Below are 25,420 nucleotides of genomic sequence, written 5' to 3'. Positions count from 1 at the left end.
CGATCGGCGTGGCCAGTATGCCGCATCGCGGCGCAAAGGAAAGCGAAAGCTTGCGCCGCCCCGCGTCAATATTCGCGAATGCTTTCGTCGAGTCCGCGCAGCAGCGGATAGAGGAAGTAAGACATCACGCTGCGGTCGCCGACCTTCATCTCGGCGGTGACGGCCATGCCCGGCAGCAGTTGCGCGCGCTCGCCGCTCGCGCGCAGCCGAACCTCGGTGAGATCGACCACGACGCGGTAATAGGGCGTCGTCTTGTCATGGAGGGCTTCGGTCTTGGCGTCGGGCGCGAAAGCGTCCTGGCTGATCACGCGCACGACGCCGGAGGCGGCGCCATATTTCTGGAACGGGAACGCGTCGAATTTGACGCGAACCGGCTGTCCCACCGCGACCTGTCCGATGTCGCGCCCCTCGACGTTGACTTCGGCCTGCAGCGGCGAGTTGCGCGGCGCCAGCACGAACAAAGGCTCCGCCTCGCGCGCCACCGAACCGACGCTGCGGCCGGCGATTTCCAGCACCACGGCGTCGGCGGGCGCCTGCAGCACGATGAGGTTGCGGCGCAGTTCGGCCTTTTTCAACTCCTCGGCGGCGCTGGCGCTCTTGGCCAGCGTCTCCACCAAATCCTGATAGGCCGCGCGGCGAAAATCCTCGACGAACACGGCGCGGTCGGCGTCGGCCTTGTCGACGCGATGCGATTGCTCCTCGATGGCGCCGCGCACGCGCGCCAGATTGCTCTCGACCTCCAGCCGCGCCTCGCGCGACAGGAACATGTTGAGCTTCGAGCCGATCTCCCGCGCCGCCAGCGTGTCGCGCATGGTCTCGATCGAGCGCATCGTCTCCAGGCGCTGGACCAGAACCGTCTCCTCGGCGCGGGCGGTTTTCAGATTGGCCTTGGCCGAGGCGATCTGCGTGTCGAAATCGTGGATCTGGGCGTCGTAATGCGCCTTGCGCTGCCGGTAAACGTCGGCTTGCAGCAGTTCGTCGGCGCTGGCGGGCGCGCTCGGGCTGAACGGCTCGCCGCGCAGCTCGGCCTGCAGCCGGGTTATGGCCGCGTCGAAGGCCGAGCGCCGGCTGCGCAGCGCGTCGAAATCGGCCTGCGAGAAGGTCGGGTCGAGCGTCGCCAGCGCCTCGCCGCGCTCGACGCGGTCGCCCGCCTTCACATGCATCGCCCGGATCACCGAAGTCTCCAGCGGCTGCACCACAATGTTGGGGCTGGTGGTGACCAGCTTGCCTTGCGCGGCGACGATGGTGTCGACATGCGAGACGCTGGCCCAGACCACAGCGGAGGCGATCAGCGCGACCACGGCGTAAAGGGTGGCGCGCGCCAGGCGCGGCGGCGGCCGATGTTCGATTTCGGCCGCGTCGGACTGGAATTCGATCAGCAGGGCGGAGCGCCGCCCCGGCGCGCCCGGCGCGGTCAGGGCGCGCGCCGCCGTCGCGCGCGCCAGCGCCAGCGCGGAGCGGGCCTCGTCGGTCGCGCTCATCCGGCTTGCCTCGTCTGCTGGCTCCACAGCCTGCGGTAAAGGCCGCATTTCGACAGCAGCCGGTCGTGGGGGGCGAGATCGACGACGCGGCCGCGTTCGAGCACGAGAATCTGGTGGGCGTCGGCGAGCATGGACAGGCGGTGCGACACGATGATCACCGTGCGGCCCTCGGCGATGCGGCGCAGGTTGGCGCGCACGATGGTCTCGCTTTCGGAATCGAGCGCGCTGGTGGCTTCGTCCAGGATCAGGATGCGCGGGTCCGCCACCAGCGCGCGGGCGATGGCCAGGCGTTGCTTCTGCCCGCCCGACAGATTGCACGCGTTCTCCTCCAGCAGCGTGTCGAAGCCGCGCGGCAGCCGCTCGATGAATTCGTCGGCGCCGGCGAGTTGCGCGGCGCGCATCACCTCGGCGAAGCTGGCGTCGCGCTTGGCCCGCGCGATATTTTCGCGCACCGTGCCGCGAAACAGGAAATTGTCCTGCAGCACCACGCCGATATTGCGGCGCAGATGCGCGAGATCGAGTTCGCGGGAGTCGAAACCATCGAGGCGCAGCACGCCGCTCGAGGCCGGGTGCATGCCGCAGATCAGCCGCGTCAGCGAGGTCTTGCCGGAGCCGCTGCGCCCGACGATTCCGAAAATCGCGCCCGGCGCAATGTCGAACGAAACGTCGTCGAGCGCGAGCGCGGCGTCCGGCGCATAGCGGAACGAGACGTTCTCGAACACGATGCCGCCGGAAAAGTCGGGGCGCAGGCCCTGGCGGGCGCTGTCGCGCTCGGGCGCCCGATTCATCACCTCGCCCAGCATCTTGACCGCCAGCGCCACCTCCTGAAATTCATGCGCCATGGTCACGAGCTGAACCAGCGGGCCGGACACCCGCCCGGCCAGCATGTTGAAGGCGACCAGCGCGCCCACCGTCATGGCGCCGCTGAACACGTCGAGCGCGCCCAGGGCGATGATGCCGATGGTGGACAATTTTTCCAGACAGCCGGTCAGCGCCTGGGCGCCCGCCGAGATTTTCTCGACGCCGAACCGCATGGTCGCCGCCTGCGCGCAGCGGTCGTTCCAGTCGCGGCTCTGCGAGGGTTCGAGCGAGAGGGCCTTGACGGTCGGCATGCCGTGCACCGTCTCGACCAGTTGGGCCTGCCGCGCGCCTTCGGCCAGATAGAGCGCCTCCAGGCGGCGGCGGAACGGCCCCATCAAGGCCGCGACCACCCCGCCGGTGATCGCGGCGAAGCCCAGCACCACCAGAGTGAGCTTCACGCTGTAAAGCAGCAGCACCGGAACGAAGACGGCGAGCGACAGCGCGTCCAGCGTGGTCAGGAACAGCCGCCCGGTCAGGAATTCGCGGATGCGCGCCGCCTGCTGCATGTGCTTGACCAGCACGCCGGCCGAAATGTGCTCGAAAAAGGCGATGGGCAGGCCGAGCAGATGGCCGAAGGTTTTAGTGGCGACGCGGACGTCGATCTTGTTGGTGGCGTAGAGCAGCAGGTAGCGCCGCAGGAAGGTGAACAGGGCGTCGAAGGCCAGCGCCCCCACCGCGCCGCCCGCGAGCACGTAGAGCGTGGAAAAACTCTCGTGCACCAACACTTTGTCGATCACCAGCTGGAAGAAGATCGGCAGCGCTAGCCCCAGCGCATAGAGCACGATGGCCGCCAGCGCGACATCGGCGAACAGCCGCCATTGCCGCCCGAGTTCGGGCAAGAACCAGCGCAGCCCGAACGCCGGCGCGTCGTCCGGGCGCCGGTCGCGCTTCGTCAGGATCGCGTCGCCCGACCATCGCGCGCAAAACGCCTCCTGGCGCACCACCAGCGGTTCGTTGCGGCGCTCGGCCAGCGGATCGATCAGGCGAACGGACTCCCCGGCGCCGTCCGCCCCTGGCGCGACGCCGACCACCACGATCCAGTTGCCGTTGTCGAGGCGCAGCATCGCCGGAAACGCCTCGCCGAGCTGAAGCAGATCGGACCAGTCGAGCCGCGTGGCGCGCGCGCGCAAGCCGGCCTCGGCCGCCATGCGCAGCACCAGCGCGGGATCGATCGGGCCGGCCCCGATCCCATAAGCGTGGCGCAGGCGGTCGGCCGGCAGATCCAAGCCATGGGCGTTGGCGACCAGGGCGAGGCATTCGAGCGCGGTGCGCGCCCCGTGCGGCGCCGGCGGCGCCTCGGCCTCGGCCTCAGGCGCGTCAGCGGAAATTGACTGAAGCATTCGGCGAACCTGAAGGCGCGGTTTCGACCAGGATGGGTTGCGTCGCGGGCCGCGACTCCGGCGCGTTGCGGCGGACGACCCCGGCCGCGACCAGGCTTTGCAGCGCCTGTTGCATGACTTCGACCGAATTGGCGAAGGCGTCCACCGAGAGAATCAGCCGCTGGCGGAAGGCGCGCTTGGGCGCATTGTTGTCGTCGCGCTCCGTCGGCGACAGGCTGACCAGATCGAGGCGGACGATCGAACCGCTCACGGTGATCTCGTCCACCCCGTCGGTATAGAGTTCGGCGTGCATGATCGGCTCCTGTCTTGCCGTGCGGCCTGAAGAAGAGGCCGATTCCGTCCATCTTGTCCGGGCGTCCGTTCCCTCGCCCCGTTCCTGGAGCTGGGACCTGTCAATTTTAGATTTAAATTAAATTATCCGTCAATTGAATTTTTGGCAAATAAATTTGATCGAGGCGCTCTCGCCGGGTTTTCGCGCAGACTCGGAAACTACGAATTACCGCTGTATGTCCGTTGTTTGATTCCGGTATGGTGAGGCGGGGAATGAGTCCGCGAGGGTATTTGCAGGCAATATATTTATTGGACAAATTGATTTTATGATTATTTAATTCTGTCGATGCCGAATATGGGCTGCTGTGGTCACGGGAGGGGATCCGATGGGCGCTCCGCAACAGCAAGACAAGTTTCGCAACAAGCTCAGGCCGGCGGAGATCGTCGCGCCGGGCGCGCCTGCTGGCGCGCCGCTCGCAGCCTTGGCGGGTCCGGTCTGGTCGGGGTCGGACGCCGACGACGCGGCGCAACTGACCGGCTTCGGCGACATCGCCCGCGGCGCCGCGCTGGCCGCTGGCTTCGTCGGCTGGCGCGCGCATGCGCCGACGTCATTTCCGGGCGGCGCGCCCGCCGCGCCGCTCGCCCCCGCGCCGCTCGCCCCCGCGACGGACGCCGCCGCAATCTGGCCGTCGGCGCACAAGCTGGAGGCGCCGGCGTCTCTTGACGCCGCAGCCGCGAGCGCGGCGGGCGAGCCCGCGCCGGTGCTGATCCTCAGTTCGACGCCCGTGTCGAGCGCCGGGAGTCCGGCTGCTGCGCAGGCGCTGACGCTTTCGCCGCCCGTGTTGTGCTGCGGCGTGTGCGGATATTATCAGTGCCCGACGCAACTGCTGCTCACCGACAAGGGGCTTGCCGGCACATTCTCGGGCGATGGCCCGAACGCCGTCGCCTCGCTGTCGCACAGCTTCGCCATCCCGATGTCGAATCAACTGGTCGGGGGAACGGCGGCCAGCAGCGGCTATCCGACCGGCAGCGGCCACACCACCAGCGACTATGGCGTTCTCTCGGGCGCCGTCACGACCACGACGGCGGCGCAGGCCGCGGCCTATCAGAGCGCGCTGGCGGCGTCGCTGGGTTCGACGTCGAACCTCAACCCGATCGTGCTGGAGAATCTCAAGCCGGGCAATCCCGTCAGCGAATGGGGCATAGACGGCGGCGGCTCCACCAATATCGAAGGCTTCGCCACCGACATCAGCGTCAATCACGGCAACGCCATCAGCTTCAAGATCAACACGGATTCCACCAATTACCGCATCGACATCTACCGGCTCGGCTATTACGGCGGCCTGGGCGCGCGCAAGGTCGACACGCTCTATCACACCGGCTTGCAGTCGCAGCCCGATCCGCTGGTGGACGCCGCGACCGGGCTGGTGGACGCGGGCAACTGGTCGGTGTCGGCCACCTGGAACGTGCCGGGCGACGCCGTGTCCGGCGTCTATATCGCCAAGCTGACGCGGCTCGACGGCGTGGCCGGCGAAAACCAGATTCCCTTCATCGTGCGCGACGATTCCAGCACGAGCGATGTCGTGTTCCAGACCTCCGACGAGACCTGGCAGGCTTATAACGGCTGGGGAATCGCCAATTTCTACGGCGGCGAGGGGCCCGCCACCGGGCAGGGCGCCGGGCGCGCCTATGCGGTCAGCTACAATCGTCCCATCGCCACGCGCGGCGGCGTGGGAACGGCGGCCGGCGCCCAGGACTATCTGTTCGGCGCGGAATATTCGGCCATCTCCTGGTTGGAGCAGAACGGCTACGACGTGTCCTATCTGTCGGGCGTCGATGTGGACCGCTACGGCTCGCTGCTGCTCAATCACAAGGTCTATCTCGACGCCGGCCATGACGAATACTGGACGGAACAGCAGCGGCTGAATGTCGAGGCGGCGCGCGACGCCGGCGTCAATCTCGAATTCTGGAGCGGCAACGAAGTCTATTGGGCGACGCGGCTCGGTTCGAGCATCAGCAGCGACCAAACCAGCAACCGCACGCTGATCTCCTACAAGGAAACCTGGGCCAATTCCGACATCGACCCGAGCAGCCAGTGGACCGGCACGTTCATGGACCCGCGCTTCAGCTCGCAGACCGGGGCGGGGACGCCGCAGAACAGCCTGACCGGACAATTGTTCCAGGTTGACGACACGCGCTTCAGCATCGGCCTCAAGTCGATCACGATTCCTTACAGCGACGCCAATCTCCGGTTCTGGCGCAACACCAGCGTCGCCAATCTGCAACCCGGCCAGACCGCGACCCTGACCCAGAATTATCTCGGCTACGAATGGGACGAGGCGGTGGACAACGGCTTCCAGCCCGCCGGCCTTGTCGCGCTGTCCTCGACAACGCTGGACGTCGACACGCTGCTGCTCGACTATGGCAACACCACCGGCGCCGGAACGGCGACGCACCAGTTGACGCTGTATCGGGCGCCGTCCGGCGCGCTCGTTTTCGGCGCCGGCACGGTCTATTGGGCCTGGGGCCTGAGCGACAGCCACGATCTCGAGCAAACGCCGACCGACATCCGCGTGCAGCAGGCCATGGTCAACCTGTTCGCCGACATGGGCGTGCAGCCGCAAACCCTGGCCTCGGGCCTGATCAAGGGGCAAGCGAGCACGGATCGCACCGCGCCCGTCTCCAGCATCGACGCCATCGGCGCCGTGACGGCGGGCGAGCTTTACACGCTCACCGGAACCGTCTCCGACGTCGGCGGCGTGGTGGCGGGCGTCGAGCTCTCGACCGATGGCGGCGCGAGCTGGCATCCGGCGACGGCGACGGGAGGCGCGGTGTGGACTTACACCTGGTCGCCGCAGGTCGCCGGGACCGTCACGATTTTGTCGCGCGCGGTGGACGACAGCATCAATCTGGAGACGCCGTCGGCCGGGCGCGCGGTCACCATCGCCCCCGCGCCCTATCTCACGCTGTTTTCCGGCGCCTCGACGCCCGCCGTGGTCAATACGACGGACGCCGGCGCGGTCGAACTCGGCCTGCGGTTCTCCTCGTCCGTGGCGGGAATCGTGACCGGCGTGCGCTTCTACAAGAGCAGCCAGGACACCGGCGTTCATACCGGCGAACTATGGTCGAGCGCCGGCGCGTTGCTGGCGACCGTCACCTTCTCCAATGAAACGGCGAGCGGCTGGCAATCCGCGACCTTCTCCAGTCCGGTGACGATCACGGCCAACCAGACCTATACGGTGTCCTATCACACCAATGTCGGGCACTATTCCAACACCCAGGGCTATTTTGCCTCGACGATCTCCAGCGGCCCGCTGAAGGCCGCCCCCGACGCCGGCGTGTTCGCCTATGGCGCCGCAAGCGCCTTCCCGACCAGCAGCTACGATTCCACCAATTTCTGGGTGGACGTCATGTTCGTCCCCAGCTCCGGCGTCGCCGATACGCCGCCGGTCGCCGTCGCCGACAGCGGTCTGGTCGACGTGGCGAACGCTCCGCTGGTCATCGCCGCCTCGCAATTGCTCGCCAATGATTCCGATCCCGACGGCGACACCCTTACGATTGCATCCGTGAGCGGGGCGACGCATGGAACTGTGGTTCTCAATCCGCAATCCAACCCGGCCAACACCACGGTGACCTTCACGCCGGAGGCCGGCTATACCGGCGCCGCGTCGTTTTCCTACACGGTGTCCGACGGTCGCGGCGGGACGTCCGCCGCGCTGGTGAGCCTGACGGTCGCGCCCGCCGGAAGCGCCAGCTACAGCCTGTTCACCGCCGCCAACATTCCGGCCAGTGTTAACGAGAACGACGGACAGCCGCTCGAACTCGGCGTGAAATTCACCGCCTCGGCGGCGGGGCAGGTGACGGCGCTGAAATTTTACCGCTCGGCGGGCGACACGGGAACGGACTTGCTCGATCTCTGGACCGCGACCGGAACGAAGCTGGCGACCGCAACTTTCGCCAACACGGGCGCCAGCGGCTGGCAGACGGTGACGCTGGCGAGTCCGGTCACGATCACGGCCGGCGCCACTTATGTCGCCTCCTACCATACCACCGGCGCCTATGTCGCGACGGCCAATTATTTCACCGCCGCCGTCGCCAGCGGCCCGCTCACCGCCGTGGCGAGCGGCAATGGCGTTTATAGCTATGGCGGCTCCGCGACCGAGGGGCTGTTCCCGTCGAATACATGGAACGCGACCAATTATTGGGTGGACGTGGTGTTCCAGCCGACCGGCGCGTCCGGCTCCGGCCCGACGGCTGTGGCGGATGCGGGCGACGCCACGGAAAAGGGCGGCGTCGCCAATGGCTCGGGCGGCGCGGCCGCGACGGGGAATGTGCTCGCCAACGACAGCGGCGCCGCCAAGACCGTGACGGCGGTCGCGTTTGGAGCGACGGCCGGCGCGCTCGGCGCGTCGTTGGCCGGCGCCCATGGCGGCCTCGTGCTCAACGCCGACGGCGGCTACACGTATACGATCAACGAAAACGACGCGGCCGTGCAGGCTCTGCGGCAGCCGACCGACACGCTGACGGATGTGTTCAGCTACACCCTGGCCGATTCCTCCGGCGCCACCGCCTCCACCACGCTGACCATCACCCTTCACGGCGCCGACGACGCCCCGACGCTGGCGGCCCAGACGCCGGCGCAGACCGCCGTCGCCGGCCAGGCTTTCAGCTACGCCCTGCCGGCCGGAACCTTCACCGACGTCGACAGCGGCGATGCGTTGACCTATGCGGCGACCGACGCCAGCGGCGCCGCCTTGCCGAACTGGCTGACGTTCAATGCGGCGACACGTACGTTTTCCGGCGCGCCCGCCAGCGCCGACATCGGTTCGCGCGTCATCAAGGTTTCCGCGACCGACGCCGCCGGCCTGTCCGCCAGCGAGACGTTCAATCTGACGGTTTCGACCAGCCCGGCGACCACCGTCAGCCTGTTCGGCGCCACGACGCCGTCGACGGCGCCGGCATCCTATAACGATGGCGCGCCGATCGAGCTGGGCGTGAAATTCACCGCCGCCACGGCGGGACAGGTGACGGCGCTGAAATTCTACCGCGCAGCAAGCGATACGGGGACCGACGTGCTGGACCTCTGGAGCGCGACGGGAACGAAACTGGCGAGCGTCACCTTCTCCAACACCAGCGCCAGCGGCTGGCAGACGGTCGGGCTGGCGAGCCCGGTCACGCTCACGGCCGGCGCGACTTATGTCGCCTCGTATCACACCACCGGCGCCTATGTGGCGACGGGCGGCTTTTTCGCCGGCCCGGTCGCGAGCGGCGCTTTGACGGCGCCCGCCAACGCCGGCGTCTACGCCTATGGCGGCTCCGCGACCGAGGGGCTTTTCCCGACCAACAGCTATAATTCCACCAATTACTGGGCGGATCTCGCCTTCCAGCCAACCGCGTGAAGGAGGCGGCGATGGACCAACGGCTGCCCGTGACGGTTCTCACGGGTTTTCTCGGCGCCGGCAAGACTGCGCTGCTCAATCATGTTCTGAGCAATCGCGAGGGCCTGCGCGTCGCGGTCATCGTCAACGACATGAGCGAGGTCAACATCGACGCCGAACTGGTGCGCAATGGCGAGGCCGGGCTGTCGCGCGCCAGCGAGCGGCTGGTGGAAATGACCAACGGCTGCATCTGCTGCACGCTGCGCGACGACCTGCTGGCGGAGGTGCGGCGGCTGGCGGCGGAGCAGCGGTTCGACTACCTGCTGATCGAGAGCACCGGCATTGGCGAGCCGCTGCCCATCGCGGCGAGTTTCGCCTATCGCGACGCCGAGGGAATTTCCTTGTCCGACGTGGCGCGGCTCGACGCGCTGATCACCGTGGTCGACGCCGCCACGCTGGCGGGCTGGTTCGCGCGCCACGATCCGCTGAGCGAGCCGTGCGAACCGGGCGAGCGGAGCGGCGCCACTGAGGTCCGCACTCTGGTCGATCTGCTGGTCGAGCAGATCGAATGCGCCGATCTGCTCATCCTCAACAAGGTGTCGGACGCGCGCGAAGCGGATCTCGTCAAGGCGCGCGCGCTTCTCGCCGCGCTCAACGCCGACGCCGAGATCATCGAGACCGATCACGGCCGCGCGCCGCTGCGGGCGATTCTGAACCGCCGTTTGCACGATCCGGCCCGCGCGGCGCAGCATCCGCTGTGGAGCCGCGAGTTAAACGACCCGATGGCGCATCCGCCGGAGACGGACGAGTTCGGCATTTCCTCGTTCGCCTATCGCGCGCGCCGGCCGTTCCATCCCGCCAGGCTCCACGCCTTCCTGAGCCGCCCCTGGCCGGGGGTGCTCCGCGCCAAAGGCTGTTTCTGGCTTGCGACCCGGCCGGACTGGGCCGGATTGCTGTCGGTGGCGGGCATTCAGCGGCGGTGCGAGCCGCTCGGGCGCTGGTGGGCTGCGGTTCCGCGCGCGGATTGGCCGGCCGATCCGGCGCTCGCGGCCCTGATCGACAGCCGGTGGGATCCTGTTTGCGGCGACCGCCGGCAGGAGCTGGTGTTCATCGGGCGCGGCCACGATCCCGCGCAATTGCAGGCCATGCTCGACGCCTGTCTGGTCGATGCGCCGCCGGAGGGCGCCGCCGACCTCGCCGATCCCTTCCCGGAATGGCGTTTCGCCAAGCCGACGCCGGAGCTGGCGTAGATTTCGCGCGGGCCTTACGTCCGCCCGCGTGTGCTAAAACCAAAGCCGAGCCAGCGCGGCGTCGCCGCCGCATAGGCGGTCCAATCGGCCCCGAATTTGGCGGCCAGATGGGCCTCCTCGCGCCGGATGGCGAGACGCTCGACCAGCACGGCGGCGACGCCGGCGAGCGGAATGAACCACAGCGCGCCCAGGCCGAGGCCGATCCCGAGCGTGACCAGCGTATTGCCGAGATAGATCGGATTGCGCGACAGCGAGAACGGGCCGGAGGTCACCAGCCGCCGCGCCGAGCGATTGGGCATGATGTTGGTGCGCGCCGCGGTCATGGCCGCCATGGCCCAGAGATCGAGGGCGATGCCGGTGGCGGCGATGAGGCGGCCGATGGTCAGCGCCCAGGCGGGCAGAGACTCCTCGCCGAGCGGCGCGATGCTCTCCAGGGCGAAGCCGAGAATCCAGGCCGCCGCGAAAATCACCGGGGGCCAGGGCAGCACATTGGGACGGGCGCGAAAATCCTCGGGCAAGGGAGACCGCCTTTCTCCTCCGGGCCTGTCGCTACGGCATCGGAGGCGAAAAACACAATCGCGCCAAAGGCGCCCGAAAATCAAGCAGGGCAGCCGGGGCGTTTGCGCGCAGCGGCGAAACGTCGCGCCCCGGCTTCGCTAAAGCTCACATGCCCAGCTTGATCAGCGTCAGCACGGTCCCGCTGATGAAGGCCGAGGCGAACAGGCCGAGCGCCAGCGGCCGCAGCCCCGCCGAGAACACATGGCGCAGGTTGGTGTGCAGCCCCATCGCGGCCATGGCCATCGAAAGCAGGAAGGTCGCGGCGGCCCGCAGCGGCGCGCTGACTTCGGACGGAATGGCGACGAGGCTGTTGAGGGCCGCCATGGCCAGGAACCCCAACAGGAACCACGGGAACGGCGGCTTGCGGCGCTCGGCGCCGCCGGCGAGGCCGAGGCGGAAGTAGATTTCGCCGAGCAGGATGATGACCGGCGCCATCATGGCGACGCGGGTGAGCTTGGCGATGGTGCCGACCTGCAGCGCTTCCGGCCCGCCCTGGCCCGCCGCGAACACGGCTTGCGCCACCTCGTGCACCGAGGCGCCGGCCCACAGGCCGAACTGGCTCGCCGACAGATGCAGCGGGGCGGCCAGCGCCGGATAGAGGAACATGGCGATGGTGCCGAACAGGGTGACTCCGGCGACCGCATAGGCCGCGTCGTCCTCCTCGCCGCCCGTCGCCGCCTTGGCCGCGACAATGGCCGAGGCGCCGCAGATCGACGTGCCCACGCCGATCAGCAGGGCGACGCCGCGCGGCACGCCGAGCAGGCGTCCCATCCACAGCGTGGCGGCCAGGGTGGCGAGCAGGCCGAAGGCGATCAGCCCGATTCCGCCGACCCCGACTTCCGCCGCCTGCTGCCCGGTGATCTGCAGCCCGATCAGGACGATCGACAGACGCAGGATGCGCCGCAGCGAGAAATTCACGCCCTCGCCGGTTCCGCCGATCGCGCCGACGGTATTATGGATCAAGGCGCCGATCAGAACCGACAGGATCATCGGGCTGAGCGCGGCGACGCCGGGGATGAGGCGCAGCGCATAGGCGCAGAGCGCGACGCCGGCGGTCAGCGCGAGGCCGGGCGCCAGGGTGAAAAACGGGTTCTGGCGCCCGATGGCGCTGGCGGCGGTGGGTGTCATGGCGGTCTCCGGCTGGAACATGGCGCGCTTATCGGCCTGCAGAAACATTCGATCCAACGCATATTGTGCGTTGGAACATTCGATTTTCTTGATGAGCGTTTTCCGGGGCGCGCGCCTCGGCTATGCTGCGCCCCCGCCCGCCGGGCCTGAACATGACCCTGAACACATGACCTTGGAGCAATTGCGCATCTTCATCGCCGTCGCCGACCGCGAGCATGTCACGCAGGCCGCCCAGGCGCTGCATCTCACGCAATCGGCGGTGTCGTCCGCGATCAGCGCGCTGGAGATGCGCCACGACGTCATCCTGTTTCAGCGGATCGGCCGGCGCGTCGCGCTGACCGAGGCGGGAAAACTGTTTCTGGCGGAAGCGCGGGCGCTGTTGAGCGCGAGCCAGCGGGCGGAGCGCTATCTGGCCGATCTCAGCGGCTTGACCATCGGCGCCGTCGTGGTCGCGGCGAGCCAGACGGTCGGCAATTACTGGCTGCCCGAGCGGCTCGCGCGGTTCAAGCGCGCCCATCCCGGCGTCGAGTTGCGGCTGACCATTGGCAACACAGAGGAAGTGGCCGCGCTGACCGCCACGGGCGACATCGATTTCGGCCTGGTCGAAGGCGAGGTCCGGCACGCCTTGCTCGATGTCGAAACCATCGACCGCGACGAACTGGTGGCGGTGGCCGCGCCGGATCTCGCCGCCCGCATCGAATCCGGCGAAGTCCCGCTGTCCGAAGCGCCGTGGATCTCGCGTGAAAAAGGCTCGGGGACGCGCGCGGCCTTCGAGTTGGCGTTGCGCCAGTTGGCGCCTGCGGCCTGCGGCCAGCCGCCCGCGCTGGAATTGCCGTCGAACGAGGCGGTGCTGTCTGCGGTGGCGGCGGGGGCGGGCGTCGCCGTGGTGTCGCTGCTGGTCGCCAGCCCCTATCTGCGCTGCGGCGCGCTGCGGCGCTTGTCCCCGGCGCCGCCGCCGCGATTGTTTCAGCTGCTGCGGCACAAGCAGATCCGTCCGTCGCGCGCGTCGCTGGCTTTGCTCGCCGCCTGCCGCTCCGGCGAGTCCTGACCCTTTGCGTCGGCCGGGCGACCCGCTTGGCGGATGCGCCGTTTTGATTTAAAATATTCGAATGTAAATGGAGACGCCGCCGTGACCCTCAACAACGCCGTCCGCGCCCTGGCTGGGACCATGGTCCTGATTTCGGCCGCGCTGGTTTATTTCGTTTCGCCGTGGTTTCTGCTGTTCACGGTTTTCATCGGGCTCAATCTGATTCAGTCGGCCTTCACCGGATTTTGTCCGCCGGAATTCCTGTTTCGCAAATTCGGGTTGAAATAGCCGGCGCGGGGAATGACGCGTTTAAAAATTTAACCTTGATCGATTATGCTGTTCGGCCTTTGATAAATTCCGTCCTTTCGCGGGGGCGAAATCATGCGCCGAATTGTTCAATGCGTGGGCGTTTTTTGCGTCGGTCTGGCGGTCGCGGCCGCCTGCGGCCCGGCTCCAGCCGCTGAGGCGGCGGGCGACGCGGCCAAAGCGTCGGCGCGCGCCGCCCTGTTGCAGACGACCTGCGCAGAGATCGCTGGCGCCGCGCGCGCCTTTGGCTTGCCCGAACATTTCCTGATCCGGCTGATCTGGCGCGAAAGCCGGTTCAATCCGCAAGCCGTGAGCTCCGCCGGCGCGCAGGGCATCGCGCAGTTCATGCCCGGCACGGCGCAATGGCGCGGGCTGGACGATCCGTTCGACGGCGCGCTGGCGATCCGGCATTCCGGGCGTTGGCTCGGCGAATTGCGGCGGCAGTTCGGCAATCTCGGCCTTGCGGCGGCGGCGTATAACGCCGGACCCGGCCGCGTGCAGGAGTGGCTGTCCGGCGCGCGCGCATTGCCCGAGGAGACCCGCGCCTATGTGCGCGGCGTCACCGGGCGCAGCGCCGAGGATTGGGTGGGGATGCGCGACGACGGCGGGGAATCGGCGCCGCAAGCCGAATGTCCGCCGCGCGGCGCGGTTGTCGCGCTGGGCGCCGCGCCGGGCGGGGCGAAGCCGGCGGCGGCGCGTTCGGGCCGGGGAAATCCTTGGGCGCTGCAATTGGTCGGCGATCGCTCGAAATCCGCCGCGCTTGAGCAATATGCCGACATGCGGCGGCGGTTCGCCGCAATCCTCGGGCCGCGGCCGCCCGAAGTCGCGCCGCGGCGCATCGGCGGACGCCTCCCGACATATTGGTATCAGGTTCGTGTCTCAGAGGCGTCGCGCCAGAGCGCGACGTCATTGTGCGAACGCCTGAAATCGGCGGGCGGGCAGTGCCTCGTCATCCGAAACTAGCGTCCGATCCGAAAACCAGGCTCTGGTTCTCGGATCGGCGGGCGCGTCAGGCGTCGCGGCCGGGGCCGCCGCGCGCTCCTCCGCCGAACGGGCCAGGGAACGGGCCATGGGGCGGCGGGCCACCCCACGGCGGCGCGCCGGGGGCGTGATGGTGATGATGGCTCCAGTGGTGGTCGCGTCCGGAGCCCCAACCATGCGGATGATGGCCGTGCGAGGCGCCCGATTGCGCGATCGCCTCCGACGTCAGCGTGGTCGAGAGCAGCAGGGTGATCGCCGGCGGGGTGACGACGGAAAATCGTCCCAGCGACGCCAGGAATTTTCGTCGGTCGGCCTCAGCGCCGTCCGCGCCTGGGCCGGTTTCGTTCTGACTATTCATTGTATCCTCCTTTCGGTTCAATCGCCAGCCGGACATGCGTCGCCCCCAGACGTAAGCCGGCCAGCCGTGCGCATTATTTAATTTGAGTTCTTGATTTAATATTTCAAGGGCGCTATTAAATTAAAAATAATTCAAAACGGAAGCGTGACAGATATAAATATCGCCGACTTCGCGTGTCCTCTGCGCGTCCAGGCGAAGGAGCGGGATCGGATGCGCCTGGAAACTATCGACGCTGTCGGGACCAAGGCGGCGCTCGCGGCGCGCCCGGCGCCGGGCGTCGTTTTCGCGCTGTTCGACGGCCAGCCGACCTTGTTCTGCGAGGGAGACCAGACGCTTTATGCGCTCAACGACATGGCGGCGCTGATCTGGTGTCGCCTGACCGGCGAGGGCGGCGCGCCCGAAGCGCGCGCGCGGCTGCTGGAGGTCGGGCTCGAACCGGCCGCCGCAGCGCGCTATGTCGACGACGCCCTGGGCGACTGGTTGCGGCGCGGCCTGCTGCGCCCGGACGATCGAGGGGAGGCCGCGCGGCTCGCCTTTGGCCTGGGGGGGCTCGCGTTCAGTTTCGAAGCGCCGCGCCCGGAGGATTTGCGCGCCATTGCGGCGCTGTTTCCGCGCGCCGCGGGCGGCCTCGGCGCCGGCTTTGCGGCGGAGCCCGCGCATTTCCAGGCCATCGAGCTTGATGGCGCGCTGCAAATCTTTCGCAATGGCCGGCGGGTCGGCGGCTGCGACGGCGACCAGCTGGCGCCGACGATCAAGACGCTGGTCACCGAGGACGTGCTGGCGCGCGAGCGGCCGGAGATCGTGGTCCACGCCGCCTGCATGGTCTGGCGCGACCGCGCCGCGCTGTTGAGCGGGCCGCCGGGCGCCGGCAAGACTACGCTCGCGCTGCAACTGGCGGCGAGGGGCTTCGGCTATGGCGGCGACGACATCGCTCTTATCGCGCCCGACGGCGCCGTTGCGGGCGTGCCTTTCGCGCCGACGGTTAAATCCGGCGCCTGGGACATGATCGACCCTTTGCGGCCGGAACTGCGCGGCGCGCCCGCGCATCGGCGGCCCGACGGACAGATCGTGAAATACGCCGCCCTGGACGCGGCGAACCCGGCGCCGCATCCGCTGCGCTGGCTCGTGTTCCTGCGCCGTCAAGCCGGCGCCGCTCCGCATGTCGTCGCGCTCGACACTGTCGAGGCGATGCGCCGGCTGATTGCGGGCGCCCATGCGCCGGACGGGCGATTGACCCTGACGGGCTTTCACACTTTGCGGCGCATGCTGGCCGGCGCCGCGACCCTTGAACTCGTTTACGAGCGTTCGGCCGAGGCCGCCGACGCGCTGTGTGAATTGTGCAATGGGATCGAACCGCGATTTTCATGATCTGTGCGTCTGCCTGCGCGGCGAGAGTCCCAAGGCGCCGGACTGGTTGGGCGTTGTCGCGCTCGCCAACAAGACGCTGACCACGCCGGCTCTGATCGACCTCGCGCGTCGCGGCGCCTTGCCTTCGGACGTCGCCGCGCTGGTCGAGGCGATGTTCGCGCGCAACCTTCGCCGCAACGCCCGGCTCGTCGCGCAACTGGGCGAGACGCTCGCCGCCCTGAACGGCTGCGGCGTGACGCCGGTCCTGCTCAAGGGCGCGGCGCTGCTCGCCACGACCGACTCCGACCGCGCCGCGCGCCGGCTGGCTTGCGACCTCGATCTGCTGATCGCGCCGCGCGAGAGGGCCTTGGCGCTCGACTGTCTGGCGCGTCACGGCTATTCCGTGTTCCGGCAGGCGGACGAGGGCGTCAATTGGTTCGCCGACCTCGGCCGTCCCGGCGACGTCGGCATGATCGACTTGCATATCGCGCCGCCCGGTCCCGCCCACCATTATCGCGCGCTCGGCGAGGTCGCCGCGCATTGCCGGCCTGTCGCCCTCGGGCCGGGCTGGGGCCTGCTGCCGTCGCCGGTGTGTCAGGCGCATATTCTGATCGTCCACGACCAGTTCCAGGACCACGATTATTGGGTCGGCGACCTCGACTTGCGGCACCTGCGCGATCTGCGCGAACTCGCGGCGCAAGACGATTTCGATTGGGGCCGGCTGGCGTCTTTCGCGGTCGGCGCGCTCGGGCGCAACGCGATGGAGACCGAACTCGCCGCGCTGCACGCCCTGCTCGGGGTGGACGTGCCGCGCGCGCTGCGCCGGCGGTTTGTGCCGCGCCTGCAGCACCAAAGGCGCATGCTGCAATTGCGCTTTCCGGCGCTGCGCCCGGCGCTGCTGGCCGCCGGACTCTTCGACCTCATCGCCTATCGCGCCGAAGTCGGCGCCAAGGCGACGCGATGGCTGCCGGAGCGGGCCACCTTGCGCTTCCTGCTGCAACTGGCGCGCGGCGGCCGCGACGCCAAAATCTAGCCGGGGGATTTTTCGCGCATGTCTTTGAACGCCGTCGAAAATGTCGAGGACTGGCTGGCGCGCGTGAGGGACTATCTCGCCGTGCTCGCCGCGCGCAAGCGGAGCCAGTTCGGCCGCCGCGTCTCGCTGGGCGACCTGCTGACCGAACGCGCCGACAATGCCGCCGCCTGCGGCTTCGGCGAGGGAACGACCATGTATGACAACGTGCTCGTTCTCGGCGACGTCAGGGTGGGCCGGCACAGCTGGATCGGTCCGGGCTGCATTCTCGACGGCTCCGGCGGCGGGTTGGAGATCGGCGACTGGTGCTCGATCTCGGCCGGCGTGCAGATCTACACCCACCACACCGTCAACCGGTCGATTTCGCTCGGGCGCTTGCCGATCGACTACGCGCCGACGAAAATCGGCCACGGCGTCTATCTCGGGCCGAACGCCATCGTCCAGATGGGCGCGACCATCGGCGACAAGGCGGTGATCGGCGCCAATTCGCTGGTCAATCGCGACATACCCGCCGGCGCCGTCGCTTACGGCTCGCCGGCGCGCATTCGCCGGCTCAACGCTCCTTCATCGCCCGTTCCGCCTGATCCCACAGCGGCTTGGTGAGGTAAGACAGCGCGGTGCGCTCCGGCGTCTTGATGAAGACGTCGACCGGCATGCCCGGCGTCAGCTTCGCGGGGCCGAGACGCGCCAGTTCCTTGGCCTTCATTTCGATCCGCGCCTTGTAGAAGCTCGCGCCGGTTTTCGGGTCCTGCGTGGAATCGGCCGACACCATGGCGATGGCGCCGTCGATTTCCGGCGTGGTCTTCTGGTTGAAGGCGGTGAACCGCAACGCCGCCGTCTGGCCGACGCGCACCTGGTCGATGTCCTGCGGCGCGAATTTGACGTCCACGGCCAGAGCGTCGGCTTCCGGCACGATCAGCATGATCTGCTCGCCCGGCGCGATCACGCCGCCGACCGTGTGAACCGACAATTCATGCACGCGGCCCGACTGCGGCGCGCGTATGTCGACTCGGTTGAGCTGGTCAACGGCGGCGATCTTGCGTTCGGCCAGTTCGGAAAGTTTTGAGCGCGTTTCGATCAGATCCTTGCCGACCTCGCTGCGCAAGTCCTGGTCGATCTGGATGATCTGCAACGCGATTTCGGAGGTCTTGCCCTTGGCTTGCGCGATCAGCCCCGACAATTGGCTGCCCTCGCCTTCGAGCCGCGCCGCGTCGCGCTCCATCGCGTTCAATTTTGTGAGCGGAATCAGTTTTTTGTCCCAGAGCGTGCGCAGGCCGTCGAGTTCCTTGCGCACCAGTTCGACCTCCTTGTGCTTGGCCTCGGTCTGGCCCTGATAGCCGGCGATTTCATCCTGCAATTGCGCGCTGCGCTCCCGCAGTTGCGCCTTCTGGCCTTCGCGCGCCAGCCGGCGCAGCTCGAACAGTCGGCGCTCCGCGCCGATCGCCCGGTCCGCATCAGAATTCTCCCGCACGCGGTCGAGCAGGGAGGGCGGAAACACGATGCCGTCGGAATTGTCGCGCTCGGCTTCGAGCCGCGCCTCGCGCGCCAGCAGATCGTCGACGCTCTTGACGACGACGGCGGCGTTGGCGGCGGTCTGGGTCTGGTCGAGCCGGATCAGCACATCGCCGGCCTTGACCTCGTCGCCGTCGCGCACCCGCAATTCGTTGACGATTCCGCCGGTCGGGTGCTGCACCTTCTTGACGCTGGAATCCACCACCACCACGCCCTGGCCGATCACCGCGCCGGACAGCCGGCTGGTGGCGGCCCAGCCGCCCAGCCCGAAGGTCAGGCACAGGGCGAGCGCGCCGCCGACGATCATGTAGCGTTGGATCGAATGCAGGGCCGAATCCGGCTGCGAGGCTGTCATCGCGCGCTCCATTTTCCGCCGGTCGAATTGGTTGCGACCACGTTCAGATTGGCGGGCTTGCGCAGCACCCGGCTGAGCACCTCGTCTTTGGCCCCGAACCCCTGGCGACGGCCGTCGCCGATCACCAGCACATGGTCCACGCTTTCCAGCGCCTTTGGCCGATGCGCCACGATCACCACGATTCCGCCCCGCTCGCGCACGCTCGTGATCGCGTCGTTGAGCGCCTGTTCGCCCTCGCTGTCGAGATTGGACGAGGGCTCGTCCAGCACGACCAGGAAGGGCTCGCCAAACAAGGCGCGCGCCAGTCCGATCCGCTGCCGCTGGCCCGCCGAGAGCGCCAGGCCGCCGTCGCCGATTCGCGTTCCGTAGCCGTCCGGGAAAGACAGGATCAGGTCGTGGACGCCCGCCGCTTTCGCCGCCTTGAGCACGTCGGGGGCTTTCACCTTGGGATCGAACCGGGCGATGTTGCGGGCGATGCTGCCTTCGAACAATTCGACGTCTTGCGGCAGGTATCCGATGTGGCGGCCGAGCGCCTCGCAGGACCAGTGCTCGAGCGCGGCGTTGTCGAGCTTGATGCGGCCGGCGAGGCGCGGCCACACCCCCACCAGCGCCCGCGCCAGCGTCGATTTGCCGGAGCCGCTCGGGCCGATGATTCCGACAGCCTGTCCGGCGCTCAGCGTGAAGGAAATGTCCGACAGCAGCCGCCGCTCCGAGCCGGGCGCGGCGACATGCAGGCCTTCGACGATCAGCGTTTCGCGCGGCGCCGGCAGCGCCAGCGGCTCGCGCTCCTCGGGCAGCAGGCGCAGCAGCGTGTCGAGCCGCCGCCCGGCCTGACGCGCGCCGACAAACCCCTTCCAATGGACGATGGCCGCGTCGACCGGCGCGAGCGCGCGCGCCGTCAGGATCGATCCGGCGATGATGATCCCGGCGGTCGATTGTTGATTGATGACGAGGATCGCGCCGACCGCCAGCACCACCGATTGCAGGATGGCGCGCAGCACGCGCGACAGGCCGCCCAGCCCGGTGGCGACGTCGCTGGCCCGCTCGTGCGCTTGCAGATAAGCGTCGTTGGCCTTGCGCCAGTTCAGCGCCGCGCGCCCGCGCATGCCCATGGCTTGCAACACTTCGGCGTTACGGCGACTCTCGGTCGCCAGCGCGGCGCGGGTCGCGCCATGGCGCGCGAAGGCTGCCGACGGCGCCTGGGTGCGCGCTTCCGTCATGACCGCGAGGGCGACCAAAACCGTCGCGCCGATCAGGGCGGTCGCGCCGATCCAGAAATGAAACAGGAAGCAGACGCCGAGATAGATCGGCATCCACGGCAGGTCGAGCAGCGCGATCGGGCCGCCGCCGGCGAGAAAGCCGCGCAGCAGATCGAGATCGCGCAAGGGCTGCAGCCCGTCGCCGTCGCCGCCGGTTTTCAGCGGCAGCCGCGCCAGCGCGTCGAACACGCGCGTTCCCAGACGCTCGTCGAAATGACGGCCGAGGCGCACGCTGATCCGGGCGCGCACCAGATCGAAGCCGCCCTGGAACAGGTAGAGCGCGACCGCGAGCGTCAACAGCGCCAGCAGCGTCGGCACGCTGCGGCCCGGCAGCACGCGGTCATAGACCTGCAGCATGAAGAACGAGCCGGTGAGCATCAGCAGGTTGCTCAACCCGCTGAACAGGGCGAGGGCCCAGAAGATGCGCCGGCACGACGCCAGAAAGGCGCGGATTTCCGATCCTTGCGCGTCGCCCGCCGCCGTGTCCCGGATGCGGTCGAAAAACGGCAGGCTGCGGCGGGCCAGTTCGATCAGGTCCTTCGCCGCCGGGCGCAGCGTCTCCGTCCATGCGGCGACGCGGGTCGTGAAACGCGCCGCCCGCGCGTCGGAGGCATCCTCAAGCGGCGTCGGTCTTCCGAAATGAGTCATGATGTCCGGCCCCTCGCGGCGCCCCTTCGAGAAAGTGCGGAACGCCAGCGGACGAAGCCGCTGGCGCGGGACGCCGTCGCCGCGGCGTCAGGCGAAATGGAAGTCGTGGGCGCTGAGGGCGCCGAGGCTGGTGTGCTTGAGGGTCAGCTGGTCATGCCCCGAGGAGATCAGCACATCGGATCCCACCTGTTGGGCGTGCGAGAGCACGCTGGCGAAATCGGCGAATTCGGACGCGCTGAACTGGATCGTGTCGTGCCGCCATCCCGTCGCGGCGAAGTCGTTGATGACGTCGTGGCCGAAATGCGAGGCGAACACGAAGGTGTCGGGATGGCCGCTGCCGAGGAAAGACATCGGCTCCGGACGTGCTCGTCAGCGTATCGTGGCCGCGCGTTCCCAGCGTCGCCGCGCCCGAACTCTTGGCGGCGACATGGCCGGAATTGTCCACCTCCGTCGCGGTGAACGTGTGGGCGGCGTTGGACAGCGGGGCGGTCTTGAAGGTCCAGTGTCCCTCGGAATCCGTGGTGGCCGATCCGTTCTGGGTCTTGCCGTCGAAAATGTTGATATGGCTGTTGGCGTCGGTGACGCCGTTGATCGTCGCGGCGTGGGCCCAGCCGCCGGCGGATAGGTCGGTGATGTCGACACATGCGCCTTGGCGGCCGAGCCGTGTGGCCGGGGTCGAGCCGGGCGTCGTGTGCGAACCGGAGTCTGTGCCCGTGCCTGTGCCTGCGCCCGAGCCTGAATCCGTCGGGGGCGTCTCGCCGCCGGTCGACCCCCTCGGCGTGGTTGTTCCCGTCGATCCCGAGCCGGTGTTGGCGGGCGTGTTGAGCTTGGCGATCAGGGCGGCGCCGTCGTTGACATTGCCGCTATAGACCGGCGTGTCGGCGTTGAAATCGGTGTAGCCCCAACGGCCGGATTCCATGTGATTGTTGGTGAAGGAGACGCCGGTGACGTCGCTGCCGTTGAAGTGGGCGTCGTCGCAAACCGTGTAGCCGCCGCCCGAAAGGATGTTGCTGTCCACCTTGATGTTGGAGACGGCGCCGAAATCGTTGTCCATCATCACCGCCGCGGTCTGTTCGTGCGCATTGATGATGGTGTTGTGGATGACGACTGTGTTGGACACGCCGCCATCGATCTGGATGCCGTCGGAGTGCGGCTCGCCTGAGGCTTTGAGATCGTGGATGTAATTGTCCTGAATGGTCGACGGCCCGGTGACATTGATGCCGTTCTCGACATTGTAGATGTTGTTGCCGACGAAGGTTCCCTGACCGTTGATGCCGTGGGAGCCGTCGTTGTGGGCGTCGGTTCCGTTGATCTCGCAATTCTTTACGGTCGTTCCGGTGACGCCCCCGGCGATCTGGACCACGGCGAAATTCGCGCTGGTGATCTTGCAATGGCTGATCGTCACGTTGGGCGTATAGACATATACCGTCCCGCTGATGTTCATGCCGGTGATGACCGTACCGGCCTTGGTGACGATGATGTCGCCGCTGGATGTGAGCGTGACGCCAGCGGGAACGCCGGTGTTGGTCGCGTCCGGATATCCGGTGTGGAAGCTGTGGTTGCCAAGAGAACGTTCCTGTCGGTTTGGTGTATTCTTAGTAGTTTCAGGCTATTTGATGTGGTTTTGAAACAGACGTAAGGCCAAGTTGGCGTTGCGAAGATGCGTTGGAAGGACAGGCGTTTTTGTGACGCAACCACGGCCCGGATGAGGTCATTTCACTGCACGTCGCGCCAAAATTCAATTCCATCCCGGTGAAATTTCAGGCGCGTGCTGGCGTAACAGTCTGAAAAGTAGATTATTTTTGCGAAGGTGCGGCGGGGCGAGCGCGTGGTCGTCCGACCGCGAAAAACCGTTTTTTTTCGCCCGGCTTTTTTCTCTCACATGAAAAGCCTCTATTCATTGTCGCGCCGCGCCCTGAAGAGGATGAATAAAACCGCAGTGATTCACCTTCAAGCCGCCCCATTATGCAGTTCACGGAAAAATTGAACAGTTTTTATTTAAAGATCGCTTGTAAACAAATTGTTAGCTTTTTTTACAATCCGCGCACGCCCGACGATTTATACTTGATAAATTAGACACCTAGAGCGCATTAAATAATCTAAAATTACGTGTGGGATTCCAAAGAAAATGTTAGTTTAAATTGTTAAAAAAGAGGCGCCCGCAAGTCGAGCGTTCGCCGCGCCCGGTGTTCGCGTCGGAATCGGGGATTGAATATTTATGAGGTCTTTTGGAATATTGAGGCGAGATGAAGGATCGGCGCGGACTATTTGCGGACGCGCGGCTCATGCGGACGGCGGGCGTCTCTGCATTGGCGCGGCCGCGACAAAGCGCTCTGAGCTTATGCCGATAAGGGATGCGCCGTTCCGTGCGGCTCCGCCGGCGTCAGGCTGATTGTGCGGGATTCGCGTCCTGCGCCGCGCGCGTCGGGTTTAGCGCGCGCCGAGGTCGGCGCCGGTCCTGACGTCGACATTGCCGCGCCATTCCGGGGTGTTGCCCTCGATGCTGCGATAGCCCCAATGTCCCGTCCCCATTCGGTTGTTGGTGAAGGACACGCCGGAGACCGGCCCGTTCTTGAAACCGTCGGAGCTGTAAACCGTGTAGCCGCCGCCCATGAGCACGTTGCCGTCGACGCGAATGTTGGACACGGGAGAGAAATAATTGTCGATCATCACCGCCGAGGTCTGCGCATGGTCGTTGATGATCGTGTTGTGCAGGATTGCGACGTCATGGCCGCCGTCGATCTGGATTCCGTCGTAATGCGGCGTGCCGGACGCGCGGAGGTCGTGGATGTAATTGTCGCGGATCAGCGAAGGCCCGGTGACGTTGACGCCGTTTTCGACATGGTGAATGTTATTGCCGACGAAGGTTCCCTGGCCGTTGATGCCGTTCGATCCGGCGTTGTCGTGGCCGACGCCGTCGATTTCTGACGTCTTCACCGTCGTTCCCGTCACATCGGCCGGGATTTGCGCCACGCTGAAACGCGCCGCCGCGATCCGGCAATTGACGATGGTGATATTGGGCGCCTTGACTGTGACCATGCCGCGAATGTCGAGGCCCGAGATCACCGCGCCGGGTTCGGTGACGATCAGTTCGCCCGAGGGTTTCAGCGCGAGGCCGGGGGGCGGGCCGGTGTTGGCGGCGTCGGGCCACGGCGCGCGATCGGCCGCCTGCGCGCCGGACGCGGCCAGCGCCGCCGCAAAAGACGCCCCCAGCCTGGCGAGCCGCCGCCTCATCGCGGGCGGCTCCAGTCGGGCGCGCCCCATTCGCCGCGCAGGCCCGCCGCCGCGCCCGCCAGCGCCGCCATGCAACTGTCTGGCGCGCGCCTGAGCAGAAAGCGCAGGGCGAAGGCCAGCGACAGGGCGACCCGAACCGGCAGGCTCCAGGGATAGTGCCGGCGCACGAAATGAATGGCGTTGCGATGCTGCAGGTAAACGGCGAGCTTGGACAGGCCCTGGCCGCGCTCCGCCGACCCCGTGGTCGTGCCGCGCTTGTGGGCGACGACGGAGGCGCTTGCGTAGCCGAGGCCGAGTTTTTTGGCGCGGACGCCCCAGTCGAGATCCTCGAAAAACAGGAAATAGGCGTCGTCCATCAGACCGATCTGCTCGATGCAGCGCCGCGTCACATACATCGAGGCGCCCGACGGGCTGTCCATCGCCCCTTCGATGGCGGCGAGATCGAAGGCGGCGTCGAGCCGGTCGCCCAGTCCGAGCGCGACGCATCGGGTTGACAATTTTCGCCAGCACAGCCCGCCGCGGAACCGGATCACCTCCGCGCTGCCGGCTTCGAGAATGGTGCTGCCCACCATGCCCTTGCCGCCGGTTTCAGCGCGCGCGACCAGCGCGGCGAGCGCGTCCGGCGCCGGTTCGGCGTCCGGGTTGAGAATCCACGCGCCCTTCCAGCCCTCGCGATTCATCAGCGGGCGCAGCCAGGCGTTGACGCCGCCGCCATAGCCGAGATTGGACCGGGCGCAGCCGAGGGTGACGGCGGCGTCGCGATCGCGCAGGATCAGGCGCCGGGCCTCCACAAAGGGCGCGGAGGCTTCGATCGGCCCGATGTCGATGCACAGGCCCTCCGCGACCAACCGGCCGGTCAGCTGGTCATAGGCGGCGCGGCCGCCGTTTTCGCAGATGAAGATGTTGAACCGGGGCGAGGCGGCGGCGCGCGAAAGGGCGGCGAGGCAATGCAGGATGTCCTCGGCGTTGTTGTAGCCGACGATCAAAACCGCCGTCTCCGCGCATTTGGCGGCCAAGCCTGTCATGAATCGCCGGTCCTCGTCGTTTTCGTTATTTAATTAGCAATTTATTGCGCGCGCCGGTGTGAAATGCAAGAT

19 protein-coding genes are annotated in these 25,420 nt (G+C 67.3%); 8 read left to right on the top strand and 11 right to left on the bottom strand.

The features are described from left to right. Nucleotides 1-65: 65 nt before the first annotated feature. From CFB24_RS04695 to CFB24_RS04685, 3 genes are read right to left on the bottom strand one after another with little or no spacing between them, the layout of a single operon-like run. The gene (locus CFB24_RS04695) at nucleotides 66-1,481 is read right to left on the bottom strand and encodes an HlyD family type I secretion periplasmic adaptor subunit (RefSeq protein ID WP_244593174.1); all 1,416 of its coding nucleotides are present in this window, start codon (nucleotides 1,479-1,481) and stop codon (nucleotides 66-68) included. Further along, the gene (locus CFB24_RS04690; RefSeq protein WP_088519355.1) at nucleotides 1,478-3,682 is read right to left on the bottom strand and encodes a peptidase domain-containing ABC transporter; all 2,205 of its coding nucleotides are present in this window, start codon (nucleotides 3,680-3,682) and stop codon (nucleotides 1,478-1,480) included. Before CFB24_RS04690 ends, CFB24_RS04695 begins: the two co-directional genes overlap by 4 nt. Next, entirely contained in the window at nucleotides 3,660-3,974 is a 315-nt protein-coding gene (locus tag CFB24_RS04685; RefSeq protein ID WP_088519354.1) for a hypothetical protein, read from the bottom strand. The genes CFB24_RS04690 and CFB24_RS04685 overlap by 23 nt, the downstream gene beginning before the upstream one ends. 364 nt (nucleotides 3,975-4,338) lie before the next feature. Here CFB24_RS04685 and CFB24_RS04680 point away from each other — a divergent pair, with 364 nt between their 5' ends. Together CFB24_RS04680 and CFB24_RS04675 are read left to right on the top strand one after the other, a co-directional pair. Beyond that, a complete protein-coding gene (locus tag CFB24_RS04680; RefSeq protein WP_088519353.1) occupies nucleotides 4,339-9,351 on the top strand; it encodes a DUF4082 domain-containing protein in 5,013 nt (1,670 codons plus the stop codon). 11 nt (nucleotides 9,352-9,362) lie between these two features. Further along, nucleotides 9,363-10,580: a GTP-binding protein gene (locus tag CFB24_RS04675; protein WP_088519543.1), complete on the top strand. Its 1,218-nt coding sequence runs from the start codon at nucleotides 9,363-9,365 to the stop codon at nucleotides 10,578-10,580. A gap of 14 nt (nucleotides 10,581-10,594) precedes the next feature. On the opposite strand, the gene CFB24_RS04670 is transcribed toward CFB24_RS04675, so the two are convergent. Then, entirely contained in the window at nucleotides 10,595-11,098 is a 504-nt protein-coding gene (locus tag CFB24_RS04670; RefSeq protein ID WP_088519352.1) for a methyltransferase family protein, read from the bottom strand. A 145-nt stretch (nucleotides 11,099-11,243) separates the two neighbouring features. Further along, nucleotides 11,244-12,266: a YeiH family protein gene (locus tag CFB24_RS04665; protein ID WP_088519542.1), complete on the bottom strand. Its 1,023-nt coding sequence runs from the start codon at nucleotides 12,264-12,266 to the stop codon at nucleotides 11,244-11,246. Nucleotides 12,267-12,357: 91 nt separating this feature from the next. Here CFB24_RS04665 and CFB24_RS04660 point away from each other — a divergent pair, with 91 nt between their 5' ends. The 3 genes from CFB24_RS04660 (at nucleotide 12,358) to CFB24_RS04650 (ending at nucleotide 14,562) form a co-directional block, all read left to right on the top strand. Next, on the top strand, nucleotides 12,358-13,314 hold the full coding sequence (locus tag CFB24_RS04660; protein ID WP_338064176.1) for a LysR family transcriptional regulator: 957 nt from the start codon (nucleotides 12,358-12,360) through the stop codon (nucleotides 13,312-13,314). A gap of 81 nt (nucleotides 13,315-13,395) precedes the next feature. Next, nucleotides 13,396-13,581 carry a YgaP family membrane protein gene (locus CFB24_RS04655; RefSeq protein ID WP_088519540.1) on the top strand — a complete coding sequence of 62 codons (186 nt, stop codon included), beginning with the start codon at nucleotides 13,396-13,398 and terminating at the stop codon, nucleotides 13,579-13,581. A gap of 93 nt (nucleotides 13,582-13,674) precedes the next feature. After that, entirely contained in the window at nucleotides 13,675-14,562 is an 888-nt protein-coding gene (locus CFB24_RS04650) for a lytic transglycosylase domain-containing protein (RefSeq protein WP_088519351.1), read from the top strand. Between the two features lie 46 nt (nucleotides 14,563-14,608). Here CFB24_RS04650 and CFB24_RS04645 read toward each other — a convergent pair whose 3' ends face one another. After that, nucleotides 14,609-14,938, bottom strand: coding sequence for a hypothetical protein (locus CFB24_RS04645; protein WP_088519350.1), 330 nt, complete (start codon nucleotides 14,936-14,938; stop codon nucleotides 14,609-14,611). Between the two features lie 210 nt (nucleotides 14,939-15,148). Between CFB24_RS04645 and CFB24_RS04640 the strand changes: the two genes are divergently transcribed. The 3 genes from CFB24_RS04640 to CFB24_RS04630 are packed head-to-tail and all read left to right on the top strand — an operon-like array spanning nucleotide 15,149 to nucleotide 17,918. Further along, a complete protein-coding gene (locus CFB24_RS04640) occupies nucleotides 15,149-16,306 on the top strand; it encodes a hypothetical protein (RefSeq protein WP_088519349.1) in 1,158 nt (385 codons plus the stop codon). Further along, nucleotides 16,281-17,318 (top strand): nucleotidyltransferase family protein, encoded by a 1,038-nt coding sequence (locus CFB24_RS04635; RefSeq protein ID WP_088519348.1) that lies wholly within the window; start codon nucleotides 16,281-16,283, stop codon nucleotides 17,316-17,318. Before CFB24_RS04640 ends, CFB24_RS04635 begins: the two co-directional genes overlap by 26 nt. A gap of 18 nt (nucleotides 17,319-17,336) precedes the next feature. After that, entirely contained in the window at nucleotides 17,337-17,918 is a 582-nt protein-coding gene (locus CFB24_RS04630) for an acyltransferase (RefSeq protein ID WP_088519347.1), read from the top strand. Here the strand turns inward: CFB24_RS04630 and CFB24_RS04625 are convergent. The 5 genes from CFB24_RS04625 to CFB24_RS04605 form a co-directional block, all read right to left on the bottom strand. After that, nucleotides 17,869-19,182, bottom strand: coding sequence for an HlyD family type I secretion periplasmic adaptor subunit (locus CFB24_RS04625; RefSeq protein WP_088519539.1), 1,314 nt, complete (start codon nucleotides 19,180-19,182; stop codon nucleotides 17,869-17,871). The genes CFB24_RS04630 and CFB24_RS04625 overlap by 50 nt on opposite strands. After that, nucleotides 19,179-21,089, bottom strand: coding sequence for a type I secretion system permease/ATPase (locus tag CFB24_RS04620; RefSeq protein ID WP_088519346.1), 1,911 nt, complete (start codon nucleotides 21,087-21,089; stop codon nucleotides 19,179-19,181). Before CFB24_RS04620 ends, CFB24_RS04625 begins: the two co-directional genes overlap by 4 nt. Nucleotides 21,090-21,240: 151 nt before the next feature. Beyond that, entirely contained in the window at nucleotides 21,241-22,533 is a 1,293-nt protein-coding gene (locus CFB24_RS04615; RefSeq protein WP_088519345.1) for an Ig-like domain-containing protein, read from the bottom strand. A gap of 986 nt (nucleotides 22,534-23,519) precedes the next feature. Continuing rightward, nucleotides 23,520-24,323, bottom strand: coding sequence for a right-handed parallel beta-helix repeat-containing protein (locus CFB24_RS04610; RefSeq protein ID WP_141098350.1), 804 nt, complete (start codon nucleotides 24,321-24,323; stop codon nucleotides 23,520-23,522). Continuing rightward, nucleotides 24,320-25,348, bottom strand: a complete 1,029-nt coding sequence (locus tag CFB24_RS04605) for a glycosyltransferase family 2 protein (protein ID WP_088519343.1) — start codon at nucleotides 25,346-25,348, stop codon at nucleotides 24,320-24,322. Before CFB24_RS04605 ends, CFB24_RS04610 begins: the two co-directional genes overlap by 4 nt. Between the last annotated feature and the right edge of the window lie 72 nt (nucleotides 25,349-25,420).

This window comes from Rhodoblastus acidophilus (genome assembly GCF_900187365.1).
GTDB lineage: Bacteria > Pseudomonadota > Alphaproteobacteria > Rhizobiales > Beijerinckiaceae > Rhodoblastus > Rhodoblastus acidophilus.
Note: the sequence above shows the minus strand (reverse complement) of the source record. Positions and strands in the feature narration are given on the sequence as shown.